The following is a 16,008-nucleotide window of genomic DNA, read 5'->3' on the forward strand; positions in this document are numbered from 1 at the left end:
GTGCGTTTCGGAGCCGTCCGCTCCGTCCTCGCGTTCCGGCGACAGCAGGATCGCTTCGCCGTGGGTAGAAGGGGATCTCGCGGGCGACGGCAACCGGCCCCCGCGAGGTCCTTTCGGATGGTGAGGCGTGACGCCTCAAGCCTTCAGGCGTTCAGCCAGCGTACGGCCGAGCTGTGCCGGTGACGGCGACACGACGATGCCGGCCGCCTCCATGGCGGCGATCTTGTCTTCGGCTCCGCCCTTGCCGCCGGAGATCACCGCGCCGGCGTGTCCCATGGTGCGGCCCGGCGGCGCCGTGCGGCCGGCGATGAAGCCGACGGTCGGCTTCATGCGGCCACGCCTGGCTTCGTCCTTCAGGAACTCGGCCGCCGCCTCCTCGGCCGAGCCGCCGATTTCGCCGATCATGACGATCGACGTCGTCTCGGGATCGGCGAGGAACAGTTCCAGCACGTCGATGAACTCCGTGCCCTTGACCGGGTCGCCGCCAATGCCGACGGCCGTCGTCTGGCCGAGGCCTTCGTTCGTAGTCTGGAACACCGCTTCGTAGGTCAGGGTTCCCGAGCGCGACACGATACCGACCGAACCCCGGCGGAAGATGGAGCCGGGCATGATGCCGATCTTGCATTCGCCGGGCGTCAGCACGCCGGGGCAGTTGGGGCCGAGCAGGCGCGATGCAGAGCGGTCGAGCCGGGCCTTCACCTTCACCATGTCCAGCACCGGAATGCCTTCGGTGATGGTGACGATCAGGGGCATTTCGGCGTCGATCGCCTCGATGATCGATGCTCCGGCGGCCTTGGGCGGCACATAGACCACGGAGGCGTTGGCGCCGGTCTTCTCTCGCGCTTCGGCCACGGTGTCGAACACCGGAAGAACCGCCTTGCTGCCGTCGGGCAACGTGCCTTCCCAGGTGGAACCGCCTTTGCCAGGAGTGACCCCGGCCACCATCTTGGTGCCGCAGTAACCGAGGGCCTGCTCGGTGTGGAACGTGCCGGTCTTGCCGGTCAGGCCCTGGACGACAACCTTGGTGTCCTTGTTGACGAGGATGGACATCGCGTCAGGCTCCCTTCACGGCGGCGACGATCTTGCGGGCGGCATCGTCGAGATCGTCGGCAGCGATGACGTCGAGGCCGCTTTCGGCGATGATCTTCTTGCCGAGGGCGACGTTCGTACCCTCGAGGCGAACGACCAGGGGTACTTTCAGCCCCACCTCGCGCACGGCGGCGATGACGCCCTCGGCGATGACGTCGCACTTCATGATGCCGCCAAAGATGTTGATCAGGATGCCCTTCACGGCCGGATCGGCGGTGATGATCTTGAAGGCGGCCGTCACCTTCTCGCGGGACGCGCCACCGCCGACATCGAGGAAGTTGGCCGGCTCGGCGCCGTAGAGCTTGATGATGTCCATGGTCGCCATGGCCAGACCGGCGCCGTTGACCATGCAGCCGATGTTGCCGGAGAGCGCCACATAGGCGAGATCGTGCTTGTGGGCCTCGATCTCCTTCTCGTCTTCCTCGGTGAGGTCGCGCAATGCCTCGACGTCGGGGTGACGGAACAGCGCGTTGCCGTCGAAGGACACCTTGGCATCGAGCAGACGCAGATGTCCGTCCTTCAGCACGATCAGCGGATTGATCTCGAGAAGGCTCATGTCCTTGTCGACGAAGGCCCGGTAGAGCAGCGGAAACAAGGTCTCGGCATCCTTGGTCGCCGCGCCTTCGAGCTGCAGCGCGGACACGATGGCTGCGACGTCGGCGGGAGTAACGCCGGCTTCCGGATCGATGGCGACGGTAACGATCTTCTCGGGCGTATCGTGGGCGACGGTTTCGATGTCCATGCCGCCCTCGGTGGAAACCACGAAGGCGATGCGACCGACGGCACGATCGACCAGCAACGAACAGTAGAGCTCGCGGGCGATGTCGGCGCCATCCTCGATATAGAGCCGGTTCACCTGCTTGCCGGACGGGCCGGTCTGTTTGGTGACCAGCGTCGCGCCCAGCATCTCGCGCGCAAATCCCACAACCTCATCCACCGAACGCGCCAAGCGGACACCGCCCTTGTCGCCGGCCGAAGCCTCCTTAAACCGCCCCTTGCCACGGCCGCCGGCATGGATCTGGCTTTTCACGACCCAGAGCGGACCGGGGAGAGACCGGGCGGCCGCCTCCGCCGCGTCGGCGGAAAAGACGGGTACGCCAGCGGCTACAGGCGCGCCGAACCCCTTGAGCAGGGCCTTGGCCTGGTATTCGTGGATGTTCATCCGGAAGTCCTTGGCTGAGGTGGGAGAGGCTGACTGAGTGAAAATGCGGATGGATTCGCCAGAGACGAAAAGGCCGGGTCGCCGTCTGGCGGCCCGGCCCATGCTTTCAGCAGATCAGGCCAGCGCAGGCGCGATGGTCTTGCAGGCTTCGATGAGGCCCTTGACCGAGGCGACCGACTTCTCGAAGCCGGCCTTTTCGTCGGACGACAGCTCGAGATCGACGATCTTCTCGACGCCACCGGCGCCGATCAGGGCCGGCACGCCGACGTAGGTGTCGGTGACGCCGAACTCGCCCTTGAGGTAGGAAGCCACCGGCAGGATGCGCTTCTTGTCCTTGAGGTAGGACTCAGCCATGGCGATGGCCGAAGCGGCCGGGGCGTAGAAGGCCGAACCGGTCTTGAGCAGGGCGACGATCTCGCCACCGCCCTTGCGGGTGCGGTCAACGATGGCGTCGAGCTTCTCCTGGGTGGTCCAGCCCATCTTCACCAGTTCCGGCAGCGGCACGCCACCGACCGTCGAGTAGCGGATCAGCGGAACCATGTCGTCGCCGTGACCGCCGAGGGTCATGGCATGGACGTCCTCGACCGAAACGCCGAACTCGTCCGACAGGAAATAGCGGAAGCGGGCCGAGTCGAGCACACCAGCCATGCCGACGACCATGTGGGTCGGCAGACCCGAGAACTTCTGAAGCGCCCAGACCATGGCGTCGAGCGGGTTGGTGATGCAGATCACGAAGGCCTTCGGAGCATACTTGGCGATACCGGCGCCAACCTGTTCCATGACCTTGAGGTTGATGCCGAGGAGATCGTCGCGGCTCATGCCGGGCTTGCGCGGCACGCCGGCGGTGACGATCACCACGTCGGCGCCTTCGAGCGCCTCATAGCTGTTGGTGCCGGAGAGCTTGGCATTGAAGCCTTCGACAGGGGCGGTTTCCGCCAGATCCAGGGCCTTGCCCTGCGGCACGCCGTCCATGATGTCGAACAGAACGACATCGCCGAGTTCCTTCTGGCCGGCCAGCAGGGCCAGCGTGCCGCCGATCTGGCCAGCACCAACGAGAGCGATCTTTTTCCGCGCCATTGATTATTACCTTTCCCTTTACGTAAAGGTTAGTTAGATCGAAATCGATCGGCATGGAATTACAATGATCGACAGTCGCGTGCAAGCGAGACTATCGGGGAAAGTCAACTTTTCACGAAGACGATACCGGTTTGTCGGCCCAGTTCTTCATGGAGTAGGTGACGTTCGGGTAATGCTCCCTCTGGTTGACTGCTCAGCAGCCCGACTGGCCGCGCGGCGCAGCCACACCTCGGTCCGCATCTCGACGAGTCGCGACGCCGTGCGGGCGAACTCGAATGCCTCGTTTCCCTCGGCTGCGATGTAAAGCTCGGTCGGTTCGGCATCGGCCGTCAGGACGAGCGCGCAGCCGGCATCGTAGAGCACGTCGACCAGAGTGATGAAGCGCTTTGCCCTGTTGCGCTCGCCGGGCGCAATACGCGGCACATCGGTCACCATGACAAGTTCGAAACGGCGTGCGATCGCGCGATAGTCGGCGGCGCCGAGCGGCCGGTCACAAAGCTCGGAAAAGGTGAAGCGGGCACGCCCGTCGGCGGCGCGCCCTACATGGATGAGCCGTCCTTTGACGCGCAGATCGCATTCGGCCTCGCCGCCGGACGACAAGTCATGCCAGAGACGCTCGGCAGCGACATCCGTGGCTGGTCCGAGGGGAGAAAGATAAACGTCGGCCGCCGAGAGCCCCTCAAGCCGATGATCGACGCCATCCCGAAGATGAACGACCTCGCAATGCTCCCTGAGGATGCCGATGAAGGGAAGGAAGCTCTGGCGGTTGAGACCGTTCCAGTAGAGACGATCGGGGGTGACGTTGGAGGTCGCGACCAGAGTGAGGCCAAGGTCGAAGAGGCGCCCGAACAGACGGCCGAGCAGCATGGCGTCGGCAATGTCCGTCACCGAGAACTCGTCAAAGCAGAGGAGCTCCACCTCGTTCGCGAGGGACCGCGCCACGATCTCGACGGGATCGCGCTGGTCGCCGGCCGCCATGGCCCGCCTCGCCGCGGCGATGGCTTCGTGCATGTCGGACATGAAGGCGTGAAAATGCTGCCGACGCTTCCTGCCGACCGGCGCCGCCTCGTGGAAACGGTCCATCAGAAGCGTCTTGCCGCGCCCGACGCCGCCCCAGACGTACAGACCGCGCACCGATGGCGCCGCCCCTACCGGAATGAGACCGAGGAGACGACGGCGCGGGCGCGGGACGGCAAACCTCCCAAGCAGTCGATCGAAGGCCAAGGCAGCCTGCCGCTGCGCGGAGTCGGCAATCAACCGGCCGGCGGCCACTTCGCCATCGAGCCAATGGACGATTTGGCCGGCCGGGCCGCCCACCACCATTCCGGCGGTCAGCCGCGGAAGAACTGTACGCCGCGCTTGCTGACGTCGGTCAGGCCGGAATAGCGATTGGGAGCTGCAGTGTAGAGACGAGCGACGACGGCGCCGGACGCATCCTTCAGCAGAATTTCCTTGCCGGCGACGTCCCAGGCGCCGATGGCCTTCAACTCGTCGGACACGCACCCGCGAGTCGACGCGCGGTAGCCGCCACTCCAGGTGGTCAGATTCATGGACAGCTGGCAGGTTTCACCGGCCGAGGCCAACGTCCAGCCACCGATCAGATCGGCCTTGCGCACTTCGGTCGCGGCGGCCGGATCGACTGTCGGCGCGGCCATCGCGACATCGGTCGTCGGCTGCGACATGACCGGAGCAACCGGTGCCGGCAGAGCCTGGCTCGCCACGGGATTGACGGGCTGCGGTGCCAGCGGAGCGATGCGCGGCGGAGGCGGTGCGTAGCTGCCGCAGGCAGCAAGTGCGAGGACGGAAATGACGGCGGCGGCGGCGGTGATGCGCATCAGGTGAGGCTCCCAAGGGACGAAGAGAGGGCGCCGTGGCTCCCGGCGTGATTCTCTCCAATCATGGTGGCAGATGATAGCCGCCCCCGTCGCGGAGGGGAACCGGAGGCTGAAGAAACTTCAAAATAGAAATAAATACTCATCGTCGACGTTGCACGAAAGACGCGAAGGCCGCAAGATGCTCCTCGTGTTCGGGGGGATCACGTCGTATGTTGTCATTTGTTGCGCGCGTGTTCGGACTTGCATTGTTTGCCATCGGCGTCGTTGCGCTGATTTCAGACGGCATTTCGTCGATCGCAGCCGACGCGGTGGTGATGACGCCGCTGTCCGAGAGCCTGTCGCTCATTGCGCCGGATTTCGTAGAGCAGATCGAGGCCGTGCTGAAGCCCCTCGTCGGCGAAGCGACGTGGACCGAGTGGGGCTCCGTGGTGCTCGCCTGGCCGACTCTCGCCGTTGCCGGCATCTCGGGCATCTTTCTGATGCTGGCCGGAGCCCGCCGTTCGCCACGCCCGACGAAGAGCCATGTCGGCTTCACAATCTGAAAAGGTCGTGCTCGGTATCGATGCGGCTTGGACCTTGGCCAATCCGAGCGGCGTTGCCCTTGCTGCCACGACCGGTACGGCCTGGCGCCTGATTGCCGCAGCGGCATCACTCGAGGAGTTCGTCGGCCTGGCGGACAATGGTTTGGCAAACGGGGGCTTGGGAAACGGGCCGGCCGGGCTGATCGCTACCGCTCGCCGTCTTGCCGGAAAATCGCCAGATCTCGTCGCCGTGGACATGCCGATGATGGATGCGCCGATCCGCGCACGACGGGCCGCCGACAACGCCGTCAATCGGGCCTATGCGGGCCGAGGCGCCGGTACCCATTCACCGACCATGGATCGTCCCGGCGCGGTGGGACGAGCGCTGGAAGCAGGGCTTTCCGCCGCCGGCTACCCTCTTGCGACTCTCGACATCCGACCGCCCTGTCGCGTCGAGATATATCCGCACCCGGCGCTGATCGAGCTTCTCGGCGCCACCTATCGCCTACCCTACAAGGCGGGCAACACCGGCAAGTACTGGCGGGACCAGCCGCTCGCCGAGCGGCGTGTTCGCCTTTACGAAGTTTGGAAGACGATCGTCACCGCTCTCGACGGCGTTCTGATCGGTAGCGCCGCTGCGCTTTCGCTCCCGCCGGTGGGGACACGCGGCCGCAGCCTCAAAGCTTTCGAGGATCGCCTTGACGCCGTGATCGCCGCATTTGCCGGCGCCATGGTGCTCGACGGTCGGGCGCAACCATATGGCGATGCGACATCGGCGGTCTGGGTGCCGAATGGCCGTCGTCACGCGGCAACAGATGCAACCGACACCCGTTCCGCATGACCTCGGCTCATCCAGCTCGGGCGGGTTTCGGCCTGACCGAAGCGGTTTTGCGGGCTTTCCCAGGCTCCTCGCTCTGACTATCCGATGACGAGAAGGCCGGCCCCGAGCAGGAGCGATCCATAGGTCCCAAGCATGCCGGCGGCGCGAAGAGGTGCGATCGCCGTCAGAATACCCGCAGCATGGGACACCCGCCCCACTAGCAGCAGCCCCGCCAGACACCAGAGCCAAACCGAGGAAACGCCGCGAAACTCGTTCAGAACCAGCAATAAAAGACTGATAGGTACATACTCGATAAAATTCCCCTGAGCCCTGATCCGGCGAAGCAAGGTTTCATCCGACCCTGGGCCGATATCGACGCCGACAGCCATCCTCCGAAAACTGATGGGAAGACTCAGGGCGACAAGCAAGATGGCCGCAATGGCTGCCGTTATGCTTGATACGAACAGCATAGCCGCACCTCCTCGAAACACAATATTGCCACGATACCATCGTCCTTGCATTATGCAAGCACCACGAACGCGGAGGCAGAGATGGAGTTTCGGTCGGGCTGCCCCATCGCATCGACGCTGGACATCCTCGGGGACCGCTGGTCCATGGTCATCATACGGTCGATCATGATTGGCGCCCGAAGCTTTTCCGACCTGCTCGCCATGCCCGAGGGCATCTCAACGAACATACTCACCGAACGGCTGAGACGCCTTGAGCAGAACGGCATCATCGCACTGGTCGAGAAGGGTTCGGGATCGAAGCGGGGGGCCTATCGCCTCACCCGGAGCGGGGCGGAGCTGCTGCCCGTCTTGAAGTCGCTCGCCACTTGGGGCGAGCGAAACCTTCCTGACAGGTGGGCGGTACCGGCGCGCTTCACTGCCATGGATCAGGACGACCCGGAGCTTCTGCGGTAGCTCCGCGGTGCCTCATGCATTGTGTCATCAGGGCGCCTCGCCTTGGCGCGTCCAGCCAAGGCGCCATTTTCGCCATATCTGAACCCGGTCAGGACCGACGTCAAACGTCGAGATTGGCGACCGACAGTGCGTTGGCCTGGATGAACTCGCGGCGCGGCTCCACCTCGTCGCCCATCAACCGCTCGAAGATGTCGTCAGCCTCGATCGCTTCGCTGACATGCACGCGCAACAACGACCGGGCGTTGGGGTCGAGCGTCGTTTCCCAGAGCTGTTCGGCGTTCATTTCGCCGAGGCCCTTGTAACGCTGCATGGCAATACCCTTGCGACCGGCGGCGTAGACGGCATCCAGCAACGTACGCGGACCACGCACCGTGATTTCGCTGTCCCGGCGCCGGAGAACGGCGGCCGAACCATAGGTGGCGGCAAGATGCTCGTGATGAGCGGTGAGCTTGCGAGCATCGGCCGACGACAGCAGGGCCGCGTCGATGATGCTGGTTTCGGTGACGCCACGGACGACGCGGCGGAAGGCTAGGCTGCCATCGGGCATGGCCTCTCCCGTCCAGCCCTTCTCGAACTCGTCGGCAATGACGTCGAGCCGGGCGGCAACGCTGTCGGCAGCATTCTGGGCCGCCGCATGATTGTCGATGAGCCTGGCATCAAGTGCGCCGGCGATCGCTGCCTGCTCGACGACCTCATGGCTGTAGCGATGGTGCAGCCCTTCGATCAGGCTGCGCACCGCCCGCGCCCGATCGACGATGGCGCGAAGGTCCTGCCCAGCGCTGGCCTCGCCGTCGGCCAGCTTCAGCACCGCCTCGTCGAGACCCTGCGTCACGAGGAAGTCTTCAAGCGCCCGCTCGTCCTTCAGGTACTGCTCGGACTTGCCGCGTGTCACCTTATAGAGCGGCGGCTGGGCGATGTAGACGTGTCCGCGCTCGATCAGCGCCGGCATCTGCCGGAAGAAGAAGGTGAGCAGCAACGTGCGAATGTGGGCGCCGTCGACGTCGGCGTCGGTCATGATGATGATCTTGTGATAGCGGAGCTTGTCCGGATCGAACTCGTCGGTGCCGATCGACGTCCCGAGGGCCGTGATCAGCGTGCCGATCTCGGCCGACGACAGCATCTTGTCAAAGCGCGCCCGCTCCACGTTGAGGATCTTGCCTCTGAGAGGCAGAACCGCCTGGAACTCTCTGTTCCTGCCCTGCTTGGCCGAACCACCTGCCGAGTCGCCCTCGACGAGGAAAAGCTCGGTATTGGCGGGGTCGCGGTCCTGGCATTCGGCGAGCTTGCCGGGGAGGGACGCCATGTCAAGGGCGCCCTTGCGCCGGGTCAGCTCGCGCGCCTTGCGCGCCGCCTCGCGGGCAGCGGCGGCTTCGACCACCTTGCCGACCACGGTGCGCGCCTCGGCCGGGTGCTCCTCGAACCAGGTCGAGAAGGCTTCGTTGAGCGCGCCCTCGACAACGGGGCGCACTTCCGACGAGACCAGCTTGTCCTTGGTCTGGCTGGAGAACTTCGGATCGGGCACCTTCACCGACAACACGCAGGTCAAACCTTCGCGGCAATCATCGCCGGTCAGCGTCACCTTCTCGCGTTTGGAGATGCCGGCGCTCTCGGCGTAGCTGGTCACCTGGCGAGTCAGCGCGGCGCGGAAGCCGGCAAGATGGGTGCCACCGTCGCGCTGGGGGATGTTGTTGGTGAAGCAGAGAACATTCTCGTGGTAGCTGTCGTTCCACCACAAGGCGACCTCGACGGTGATCCCGTCCTTCTCGGTCGAGACCAGGATCGGCTTGGTGATCGCCGGCTTCTTCGAGCGGTCGAGATAGCGCACGAAGGCTTCAAGGCCGCCCTCGTAGTGCAGCTCCTCCGTGCGTGGCTCGACGCCGCGATTATCCTCAAGGACGATGCGCACACCGGAGTTCAGGAAAGCCAGCTCGCGCAGGCGACGCTCCAGCGTTGCGAAATCGAAGTCGGTGACGCCCTTGAAGGTCTCGTGGCTCGGCATGAAGGTCACTTCGGTGCCCTTCTCGCCGACGGTGGTCCCCGTCACGGTGAGCGGGCCATCCGGCACACCATTGGAGAAGCTCATCTCATGAACCTGGTCATGCCGCCAGATCCTGAGCTTCAGCCAGACCGACAGCGCGTTGACCACCGAAACGCCGACGCCGTGCAGACCACCCGACACCTTGTAGGAGTTCTGGTCGAACTTACCGCCGGCATGGAGCTGGGTCATGATGACCTCGGCCGCCGACACGCCCTCTTCCTTGTGGATGTCGGTGGGAATGCCACGACCGTTGTCGCGTACCGTGCAGGACCCGTCGGCATTGAGGCGGACCTTCACCACGTCGGCATGGCCGGCCAGCGCCTCGTCGATGGCGTTGTCCACCACTTCGTAGACCATGTGATGGAGTCCGGAGCCATCGTCGGTGTCGCCGATATACATGCCGGGGCGCTTGCGCACCGCGTCGAGCCCCTTCAGCACCTTGATGGATTCGGCGCCGTAGTCGTCGGGGTCGTAGGCTGTGGTGTCGGTCATGGAGGCCTTCGTTTCTCGTCTCGGGAACATCCCGCCAGTGTTCTCTTAAAGGCTGGCGGGAGCGGCTTCAACCACCCTCGGCGGAGGGCTGAAACCCTTTATTTTTCAACAACCTCGCGGAGCAAGTCTTCCACAGGGGCGATAGCGGCCGCACCATGGTCCGCCAATCGGGTGGAAATGCGGCGAATCAGGCTCAAAATTCCCGGAATTCCGGCTCGCCAGGGTCTGGAATCGCTATGATTTCGGTTTCGCCGGCAAAGACCTCGAACGGGGCGGAATCGGTCCCCGTCATGAACGCCTGAACGCCGAGCGCGGCCACAAGATCGATCAGCGCCCGCCGCCGCCGGGCATCGAGATGGGCGGCCACTTCATCGAGCAACAACACCGGCGGGCTGCCGGTTAGCTCGGTGACCAGCGCCGCCTGCGCCAGCACGAGACCGGTGAGCAACGCCTTCTGTTCGCCCGTGGAGGAAGCCGAGGCCGGCATGTCCTTTTCGGCGTGGCGAACGGAAAGGTCGGAGCGATGCGGGCCGACCAATGTCCGGCCCGCTGCGCGATCACGGGACCGCCCCGCCCGGAGGTCGGCTCTCAGCCAGTCCTCGACATCGGCGGCGGCAGCGCCATCGAGCGCCGTGTCGACGTCGCCGGTCAGCTGGACAACCGCACGCGGGAAAGCATCGTCGCCGTCCGGACGCGTCGCGATGAGCCGCGCAAGGCAATGGACCGTTTCGCGGCGAGCCGCCGCAACGGCAACTCCGGTCGCGGCGATCTCGGTTTCAACCGCGTCGAGCCAGGCGGGATCCGTGTCGCGCGCCTCAAGCAGACGATTGCGGGAGGCCACTGCCTGCTCGTAGGCTGACACGCGCCGACCATGCGCCGGATCGACCGCCAGCACCAAACGATCGAGAAAGCGACGACGATCACCGGCCGGGCCGGTAAAAAGCCCATCCATGGCCGGAATGAGCCAGATGAGGCGCAGATGATCGGACAGCCGCTCGCTGCCCTTCTGCGGCTCGCCATCGACAAGAAGCCGCCTCCCCGCTTCGTCGGGAACCGAACCGGTGCCAATCCGCACCGCTCCGTAAGCCCCCTCCACCTCGGCCAGCACGGAAAAGCCACCGGAGCCGCCGAGTCGCGCCATTTCGGCCAGCGTCGCCCGCCGAAAGCCACGACCGGGGGAAAGCAGCGAAAGGGCTTCCAGGACATTTGTCTTGCCGACACCGTTCTGGCCGACGAGCACCACCGACCGGCCCGTGAAGTCGAGCGAAAGGTCGGCATGGTTGCGGAAATCGTTGAGGCGAAGGCGGCTCACGCGCACCTTCGCCTCCGGACGGGGTTCTGTCATGGCGTTCCAGCGGCGGCGGCTACACCCGCATCGGCATCAGCACGTAGAGCGTGGCGCCGTCCCCGGCATCCTGGATCAGCGTCGGAGAGCCGGCGTCGGCAAGGTGGAACACGGCCGTTTCCGACGTCAGCTGCCCGGCAATGTCCAGGAGATAGCGGGCATTGAAGCCGATCTCGAGCGGCGTGTCGGCATAGTCGACCATCACCTCTTCGGTCGCGGTGCCCGAGTCCGGGTTGACGACGGTGAGGACCAGACGCCCTTCGGCAAGCGCCAGCTTCACGGCGCGACCGCGCTCGGAAGAGATGGTGGAAACGCGATCGACGGCCTCGGCGAACTCGGCCTTGTCGACGCGAAGCTCCTTGTCGTTCCCCTGGGGGATCACCCGGCCATAGTCGGGGAAGGTGCCGTCGATCAGCTTGGAGGTCAGCACCACGTTGCCGACCGTCAGGCGAATCTTGGCATCCGACAGCTCGACCTTGAGTTCGGCCTTGGGATCTTCGATGAGACGCTGAATCTCGCCCACCGTCTTGCGCGGCACGATGACCCCCGGCATGCCCTCGGCGCCCTTCGGCGCGGCGATGTCGGCGCGGGCGAGGCGATGACCGTCGGTGGCGACGGCCCGGAACAGCGGACCCTCGGGTCCATCGACGGTGTGCAGGAAAATGCCGTTCAGATAGTAACGGATTTCCTCGTTGGAGATGGCGAACTGTGTCCGATCGATCAGTCGCTTGAGATCGCCGGCTTCGAGCGTGAAGGCGTGGCTGAGCTCGCCGACGGTAATGTCGGGGAAGTCGCTTTCCGGCAGCATCTGCAACGAGAAGCGCGAGCGACCGGACGAGATGGAAAGCGTGGCCCCATCGGCCGACCCTTCCAGCGAAACCTGCGAGCCTTCGGGCAGCTTGCGCACGATGTCGTAGAACATGTGCGCCGGCACCGTGGTGGCGCCCGGACGCTCGACGATAGCCGGCACCGATTCCTGCGCCTCAAGGTCGAGGTCGGTAGCCTTCAGCTTGAGCTGGCCTTCGTCGGTCCGGATCAACACGTTCGAGAGAATCGGAATCGTGTTCCGACGCTCGACGACACGGTGGACGTGGGTAAGGGAAGCGAGGAGGTGCGACCGCTCCAGCGTAACGCGCATGGATAAACCCGTCTTGTCGTGGCTGCCGCGCACAGGTCGGTCGCGCTGGGCACGACCGGCGCGGCCTCCGGAAAATCTGGCGATGAGCACCCGTCGATCAGGCAGACCCTGCCTTCCCGAGATGCGGCTGCTCCCGTAAGCAATCCGAAGCGTCCGCCTCTCCGCCCGCTGTTGCAGTCAGGCCGGCGAACGCTAGTGGCCGTTCTCCCCGTCGCCGCCGGGGCGGCTGCGGGGAAGAGCACATTACGGCAACTGCCGATTTCCGCAAGCCAGCATGCCGTCAACGGCGCGGGTTTTCGCAGGCGTTTTTCGCTCCCGGCCGTTTTGGGCGTCAGAGCGTCACGCCTCGAGCATGCGCTTGAGGACCTCGATCTCCTGCGTGAGCGCCTCGTCGGAACCGAGCAGTTCCTCGACCTTGCGCACCGCATGCAGAACGGTGGTGTGATCGCGACCACCGAAGCGCCGACCGATTTCAGGCAGCGAGCGCAGCGTCAGCGATTTTGCCAGGTACATGGCGATCTGACGCGGCCAGACGATGGAGCGGGTGCGACGCGACGACAGGAGATCCTGCTTGGACACATTATAGTGCTTGGAGACGACGCGCTGGATGTCCTCGATCTTGACGCGCCGGGTATCGGTCACGCGAATGAGGTCCTTCAGCGTGGTCTCGGCCATGGCAAGCGACAGCGTCAACCCGGTGAGCTGATTGTGGCCGGCAAGGCGCGTCACCGCCCCCTCAAGGTCGCGACCCGACGTGGTGACGTTGCGAACGATGAAGTCGATGACGTCGTCGGGGACTGAGAAACCGGGCATATGCTGGGCGGTGAGCGCGATGCGACGCTCGACGATGGACCGGCGGAGCGCCGCGTCTGGCGCACCGATCTCGATCAGAAGACCGCCGGAGAGACGCGAGCGAACGCGCTCATCCATGGTCTCCAACTCGACCGGCGGCCGGTCGGCGGCCACGATCACCTGCCGGGCGCCGTCGATCAGCGTGTTCACGGTGTGGCAGAACTCCTGCTGGATCTGCTTGCCGTGAAGGAACTGCATGTCGTCGATGACCAGCAGGTCGATGGTGCGGAGCGCCTCCTTGAAGGCGAGCGCCGACTGGGTCTGCAGCGACTGCACGAAGCGGTACATGAAATGCTCGGCCGTGAGATACAGCACGCGCATTTCCGGGTGCTCAGCCTTGAGGCGGTGAGTGAGCGCCTGAAGAAGGTGCGTCTTGCCCTGACCGACCGAGGAATGGATGTAGAGCGGATTGAACTTGACGCTGGAGGCAGAACCGTCGGCAACCTGGCGGGCGGCGGCCAGCGCCAGTCGGTTGGAGGCGCCTTCGACAAAGTTCTCGAACGTGTAGCGCGGATCGAGCGGGGAGGAGATGTCATCAAACAGACGACTGGAGGCGGCATCGGCGGCTTGTCGCACTGGAGCGGTAACACGCGGCGACTGCGCTCCGGTGGGACGAGCCGCTTCAGGCGCCGAGAAGCGGGCCGGCGTCTCGATCTTGGCCCGCATGGCGGAACGCACCGACACTTCGACCTTCCGATAGGCCGGCCCTTCGGCCTGCCAGAGAGCGGCCAGCTTGTCGCGATAATGAGTGGAGATCCAGGTCTTGAGGAAACGGCTCGGCACGGAAAGCCAGACGGTGCCACCGTCGATCTGCTCGACATTCATGCCGGCAAACCAGCAGGAAAACACCTCGTCGCCGAGATCGGCCTTGAGGCGGCCACGTACGCGCGCCCACGCATCGGCATGACCAACTGCCGCTCCAGCGACGCCGCAGGCTTCCGCTTCCAACATTCTCGGCCTCCATCCTAAACTCTATACCAGTCTTTCGTTCGAAAGGCGCCTCCGCCAGGGACGCTCTTCGTCGGTCTTCCGAACAAAGCTCCGGAAGACCTTTTGCTTCCGCCGCTGAATGAGCGGCGGGCGAGAGAGCGCCTCCTGTTCAGAAGGCGCCCTTTCATCGTTCTTCGGCCGCAAGAGCCGACGGCAACACGCATGGCGGGCAGAAACCCGCCATCCACCGGAACCTCAGGCTCCGGAATTCAGCATGTGATCAGTGTGACAGCTCTCCCGATCTGCGCGCACCACGCCGGCCGTATGGCCACCCCTGTCCAGCGCATCGGTTCAACTCTGGATCCAGGGCAAACCGCTCGCTTTCCAGCCATCGACACAGCCCCTGTGTCGATCCGGACCGAGCGCGCCCTCGAAACCACCTGCCACGTTAAAGGCCCGCGTGAAACCGCCGGCCGTTGCCGCGGTTGCCGCAGATCGACTGCGCGCTCCCGACCGGCAAATGAAATAGAGCGGCGCGTCGGCACCAGCGCCGAGATCGGCGAGCGCCTCCCTCAGCTCGTCGGCAAAGGCCGAGTTGACGGCCATATCCGGAAAGCGCTGCCACTCGATGAGAAGCACGCGCTTGCCGATGCCTTCAAGGTTCGGAAGCCCGACGAAGTTCCATTCCGCCACCGTCCGAACATCGACCAGCACCGCCGAGGGATCGGCGGCAAGCGCCTCCCAAGTTTCGCGCGCGCCGACGTCCCCCGCATAGCCCGGATCTTCGTTGAATGATCCCGCACCCAAGATTGCCCCACCACCCCAAAATGATCAAACAGAAAAGACAAAACAAATCCATGCGCAAAATGCGCATATATCTTGAATTACCTTTCCTGGATTAGGCTGGCTACTTGCCTCGGTTATCGCACTTTATGAATTACCGACGGCTAGCCCCCTGCTTTAGTTTGTTTTGACAAGCGAGTTATTGGCTCGCCCGCTTCAACTGGGCTGACCATACACAGGCCCCATGGGGGGAGCAAGAGCCGAATCTCCCTATGTCGTTAACCCGCTTTTTACCGGGGAGGATGGCCCCGAAAGAGTCGACGGCGAACGCTAGGGGATTCAAAGATTTGCGGGCACCCTTCCCGCCAAACCCTCTTTGGTCGTACGCCGGCTGCCTCGCCATTCATTAGCCGCGTTTTCGTTTCCGTGGCCCCGGATTCTTCCTTGCGTGAATCTGACGTATTTCTAAGTGATTGTTTTAAAACAGAAAAATTTGTCATCCGACTCCCAGGGCGAAGAGGCCACTCGCACCGGCTGTACGAGCCGGAAAAGCAAAAGGGCCCAGCTCAGAGCCGGGCCCAAATAGGCTTGTCACTCGGTACAAAGGAGTCGCAAAGATGCCGTTAGACGCCTTGTATCAGGCGCCGACCGACTTCAGGCGGGCCGCGAGACGCGACACCTTGCGCGAGGCGGTGTTCTTGTGAACGATGCCCTTGGTGGCCGCCCTCATGATCTCCGGCTCGACGGCCTTGAAGGCCTCGGTGGCGGCGGCCTTGTCTCCGGAAGCGACGGCTTCCTCGAACTTGCGAACGAAGGACCGCATGCGGCTGCGACGGGCCTTGTTGACTTCGGTACGAGCCGCGATCTTGCGGGTCGCCTTCTTGGCCGACGACGTATTGGCCATTCTCAAGCCTTTCTCTCTCCCGGCCGCGCCGGGACTTGTTGTTGAGCCGCCGCGGCTGCCGGGACCGGCCACACGGACGACATAAAACTATCAGGCGGC

15 protein-coding genes are annotated in these 16,008 nt (G+C 64.4%); 3 read left to right on the forward strand and 12 right to left on the reverse strand.

The window, feature by feature from the left end:
* Positions 1 to 135: 135 nt before the first annotated feature.
* The 5 genes from sucD to M4J39_RS15780 all read right to left on the reverse strand — a co-directional run bounded on the left by sucD (position 136) and on the right by M4J39_RS15780 (position 5,163).
* The gene (gene sucD / locus M4J39_RS15760; RefSeq protein WP_251729362.1) at positions 136 to 1,050 is read right to left on the reverse strand and encodes a succinate--CoA ligase subunit alpha; all 915 of its coding nucleotides are present in this window, start codon (positions 1,048 to 1,050) and stop codon (positions 136 to 138) included.
* A gap of 4 nt (positions 1,051 to 1,054) precedes the next feature.
* Complete coding sequence (gene sucC / locus M4J39_RS15765) at positions 1,055 to 2,251, reverse strand: ADP-forming succinate--CoA ligase subunit beta (protein WP_251729363.1); 1,197 nt, start codon at positions 2,249 to 2,251, stop codon at positions 1,055 to 1,057.
* Positions 2,252 to 2,365: 114 nt separating this feature from the next.
* Positions 2,366 to 3,328 carry a malate dehydrogenase gene (mdh, locus tag M4J39_RS15770; RefSeq protein ID WP_251729364.1) on the reverse strand — a complete coding sequence of 321 codons (963 nt, stop codon included), beginning with the start codon at positions 3,326 to 3,328 and terminating at the stop codon, positions 2,366 to 2,368.
* Positions 3,329 to 3,475: 147 nt separating this feature from the next.
* A complete protein-coding gene (gene zapE, locus M4J39_RS15775) occupies positions 3,476 to 4,645 on the reverse strand; it encodes a cell division protein ZapE (RefSeq protein WP_251729365.1) in 1,170 nt (389 codons plus the stop codon).
* Between the two features lie 14 nt (positions 4,646 to 4,659).
* Positions 4,660 to 5,163 (reverse strand): protease inhibitor Inh/omp19 family protein, encoded by a 504-nt coding sequence (locus M4J39_RS15780; protein WP_251729366.1) that lies wholly within the window; start codon positions 5,161 to 5,163, stop codon positions 4,660 to 4,662.
* A 209-nt stretch (positions 5,164 to 5,372) separates the two neighbouring features.
* On the opposite strand from M4J39_RS15780, the gene M4J39_RS15785 reads away from it, so the two are divergent.
* Positions 5,373 to 5,705: a hypothetical protein gene (locus tag M4J39_RS15785; RefSeq protein WP_251729367.1), complete on the forward strand. Its 333-nt coding sequence runs from the start codon at positions 5,373 to 5,375 to the stop codon at positions 5,703 to 5,705.
* Entirely contained in the window at positions 5,686 to 6,525 is an 840-nt protein-coding gene (locus M4J39_RS15790; RefSeq protein WP_251729368.1) for a DUF429 domain-containing protein, read from the forward strand. Before M4J39_RS15785 ends, M4J39_RS15790 begins: the two co-directional genes overlap by 20 nt.
* Before the next feature lie 77 nt (positions 6,526 to 6,602).
* On the opposite strand, the gene M4J39_RS15795 is transcribed toward M4J39_RS15790, so the two are convergent.
* Positions 6,603 to 6,974 (reverse strand): MAPEG family protein, encoded by a 372-nt coding sequence (locus tag M4J39_RS15795; RefSeq protein WP_251729369.1) that lies wholly within the window; start codon positions 6,972 to 6,974, stop codon positions 6,603 to 6,605.
* An 81-nt stretch (positions 6,975 to 7,055) separates the two neighbouring features.
* On the opposite strand from M4J39_RS15795, the gene M4J39_RS15800 reads away from it, so the two are divergent.
* Positions 7,056 to 7,427 carry a helix-turn-helix domain-containing protein gene (locus tag M4J39_RS15800; protein ID WP_251729370.1) on the forward strand — a complete coding sequence of 124 codons (372 nt, stop codon included), beginning with the start codon at positions 7,056 to 7,058 and terminating at the stop codon, positions 7,425 to 7,427.
* A gap of 100 nt (positions 7,428 to 7,527) precedes the next feature.
* Here the strand turns inward: M4J39_RS15800 and gyrB are convergent, their stop codons facing one another.
* From gyrB to rpsT, 6 genes are all read right to left on the reverse strand, one after another.
* Positions 7,528 to 9,957, reverse strand: a complete 2,430-nt coding sequence (gene gyrB / locus M4J39_RS15805) for a DNA topoisomerase (ATP-hydrolyzing) subunit B (RefSeq protein WP_251729371.1) — start codon at positions 9,955 to 9,957, stop codon at positions 7,528 to 7,530.
* A gap of 193 nt (positions 9,958 to 10,150) precedes the next feature.
* Positions 10,151 to 11,302 carry a DNA replication/repair protein RecF gene (gene recF / locus M4J39_RS15810; RefSeq protein WP_251729372.1) on the reverse strand — a complete coding sequence of 384 codons (1,152 nt, stop codon included), beginning with the start codon at positions 11,300 to 11,302 and terminating at the stop codon, positions 10,151 to 10,153.
* A 19-nt stretch (positions 11,303 to 11,321) separates the two neighbouring features.
* Entirely contained in the window at positions 11,322 to 12,440 is a 1,119-nt protein-coding gene (gene dnaN / locus M4J39_RS15815) for a DNA polymerase III subunit beta (protein WP_251729373.1), read from the reverse strand.
* Positions 12,441 to 12,779: 339 nt separating this feature from the next.
* Entirely contained in the window at positions 12,780 to 14,243 is a 1,464-nt protein-coding gene (gene dnaA / locus M4J39_RS15820; protein ID WP_251729374.1) for a chromosomal replication initiator protein DnaA, read from the reverse strand.
* Between the two features lie 330 nt (positions 14,244 to 14,573).
* Positions 14,574 to 15,029 carry a rhodanese-like domain-containing protein gene (locus tag M4J39_RS15825; protein WP_251729375.1) on the reverse strand — a complete coding sequence of 152 codons (456 nt, stop codon included), beginning with the start codon at positions 15,027 to 15,029 and terminating at the stop codon, positions 14,574 to 14,576.
* Between the two features lie 613 nt (positions 15,030 to 15,642).
* Positions 15,643 to 15,909, reverse strand: a complete 267-nt coding sequence (gene rpsT, locus M4J39_RS15830) for a 30S ribosomal protein S20 (RefSeq protein WP_251729376.1) — start codon at positions 15,907 to 15,909, stop codon at positions 15,643 to 15,645.
* Positions 15,910 to 16,008 lie beyond the last annotated feature (99 nt).

Origin of the sequence: Pleomorphomonas sp. NRK KF1 (assembly GCF_023721755.1) — a bacterium.
Taxonomy (GTDB): Bacteria; Pseudomonadota; Alphaproteobacteria; order Rhizobiales; family Pleomorphomonadaceae; genus Pleomorphomonas.

Bases quoted from the DNA above. Each gene is read 5' to 3' on its own strand.
- sucD (WP_251729362.1), bottom strand. From the start codon at position 1,050: ATGTCCATCCTCGTCAACAAGGACACCAAGGTTGTCGTCCAGGGCCTG.
- sucC (WP_251729363.1), bottom strand. From the start codon at position 2,251: ATGAACATCCACGAATACCAGGCCAAGGCCCTGCTCAAGGGGTTCGGC.
- mdh (WP_251729364.1), bottom strand. From the start codon at position 3,328: ATGGCGCGGAAAAAGATCGCTCTCGTTGGTGCTGGCCAGATCGGCGGC.
- M4J39_RS15780 (WP_251729366.1), bottom strand. From the start codon at position 5,163: ATGCGCATCACCGCCGCCGCCGCCGTCATTTCCGTCCTCGCACTTGCT.
- M4J39_RS15785 (WP_251729367.1), top strand. From the start codon at position 5,373: ATGTTGTCATTTGTTGCGCGCGTGTTCGGACTTGCATTGTTTGCCATC.
- M4J39_RS15790 (WP_251729368.1), top strand. From the start codon at position 5,686: ATGTCGGCTTCACAATCTGAAAAGGTCGTGCTCGGTATCGATGCGGCT.
- M4J39_RS15795 (WP_251729369.1), bottom strand. From the start codon at position 6,974: ATGCTGTTCGTATCAAGCATAACGGCAGCCATTGCGGCCATCTTGCTT.
- M4J39_RS15800 (WP_251729370.1), top strand. From the start codon at position 7,056: ATGGAGTTTCGGTCGGGCTGCCCCATCGCATCGACGCTGGACATCCTC.
- gyrB (WP_251729371.1), bottom strand. From the start codon at position 9,957: ATGACCGACACCACAGCCTACGACCCCGACGACTACGGCGCCGAATCC.
- recF (WP_251729372.1), bottom strand. From the start codon at position 11,302: ATGACAGAACCCCGTCCGGAGGCGAAGGTGCGCGTGAGCCGCCTTCGC.
- dnaN (WP_251729373.1), bottom strand. From the start codon at position 12,440: ATGCGCGTTACGCTGGAGCGGTCGCACCTCCTCGCTTCCCTTACCCAC.
- dnaA (WP_251729374.1), bottom strand. From the start codon at position 14,243: ATGTTGGAAGCGGAAGCCTGCGGCGTCGCTGGAGCGGCAGTTGGTCAT.
- rpsT (WP_251729376.1), bottom strand. From the start codon at position 15,909: ATGGCCAATACGTCGTCGGCCAAGAAGGCGACCCGCAAGATCGCGGCT.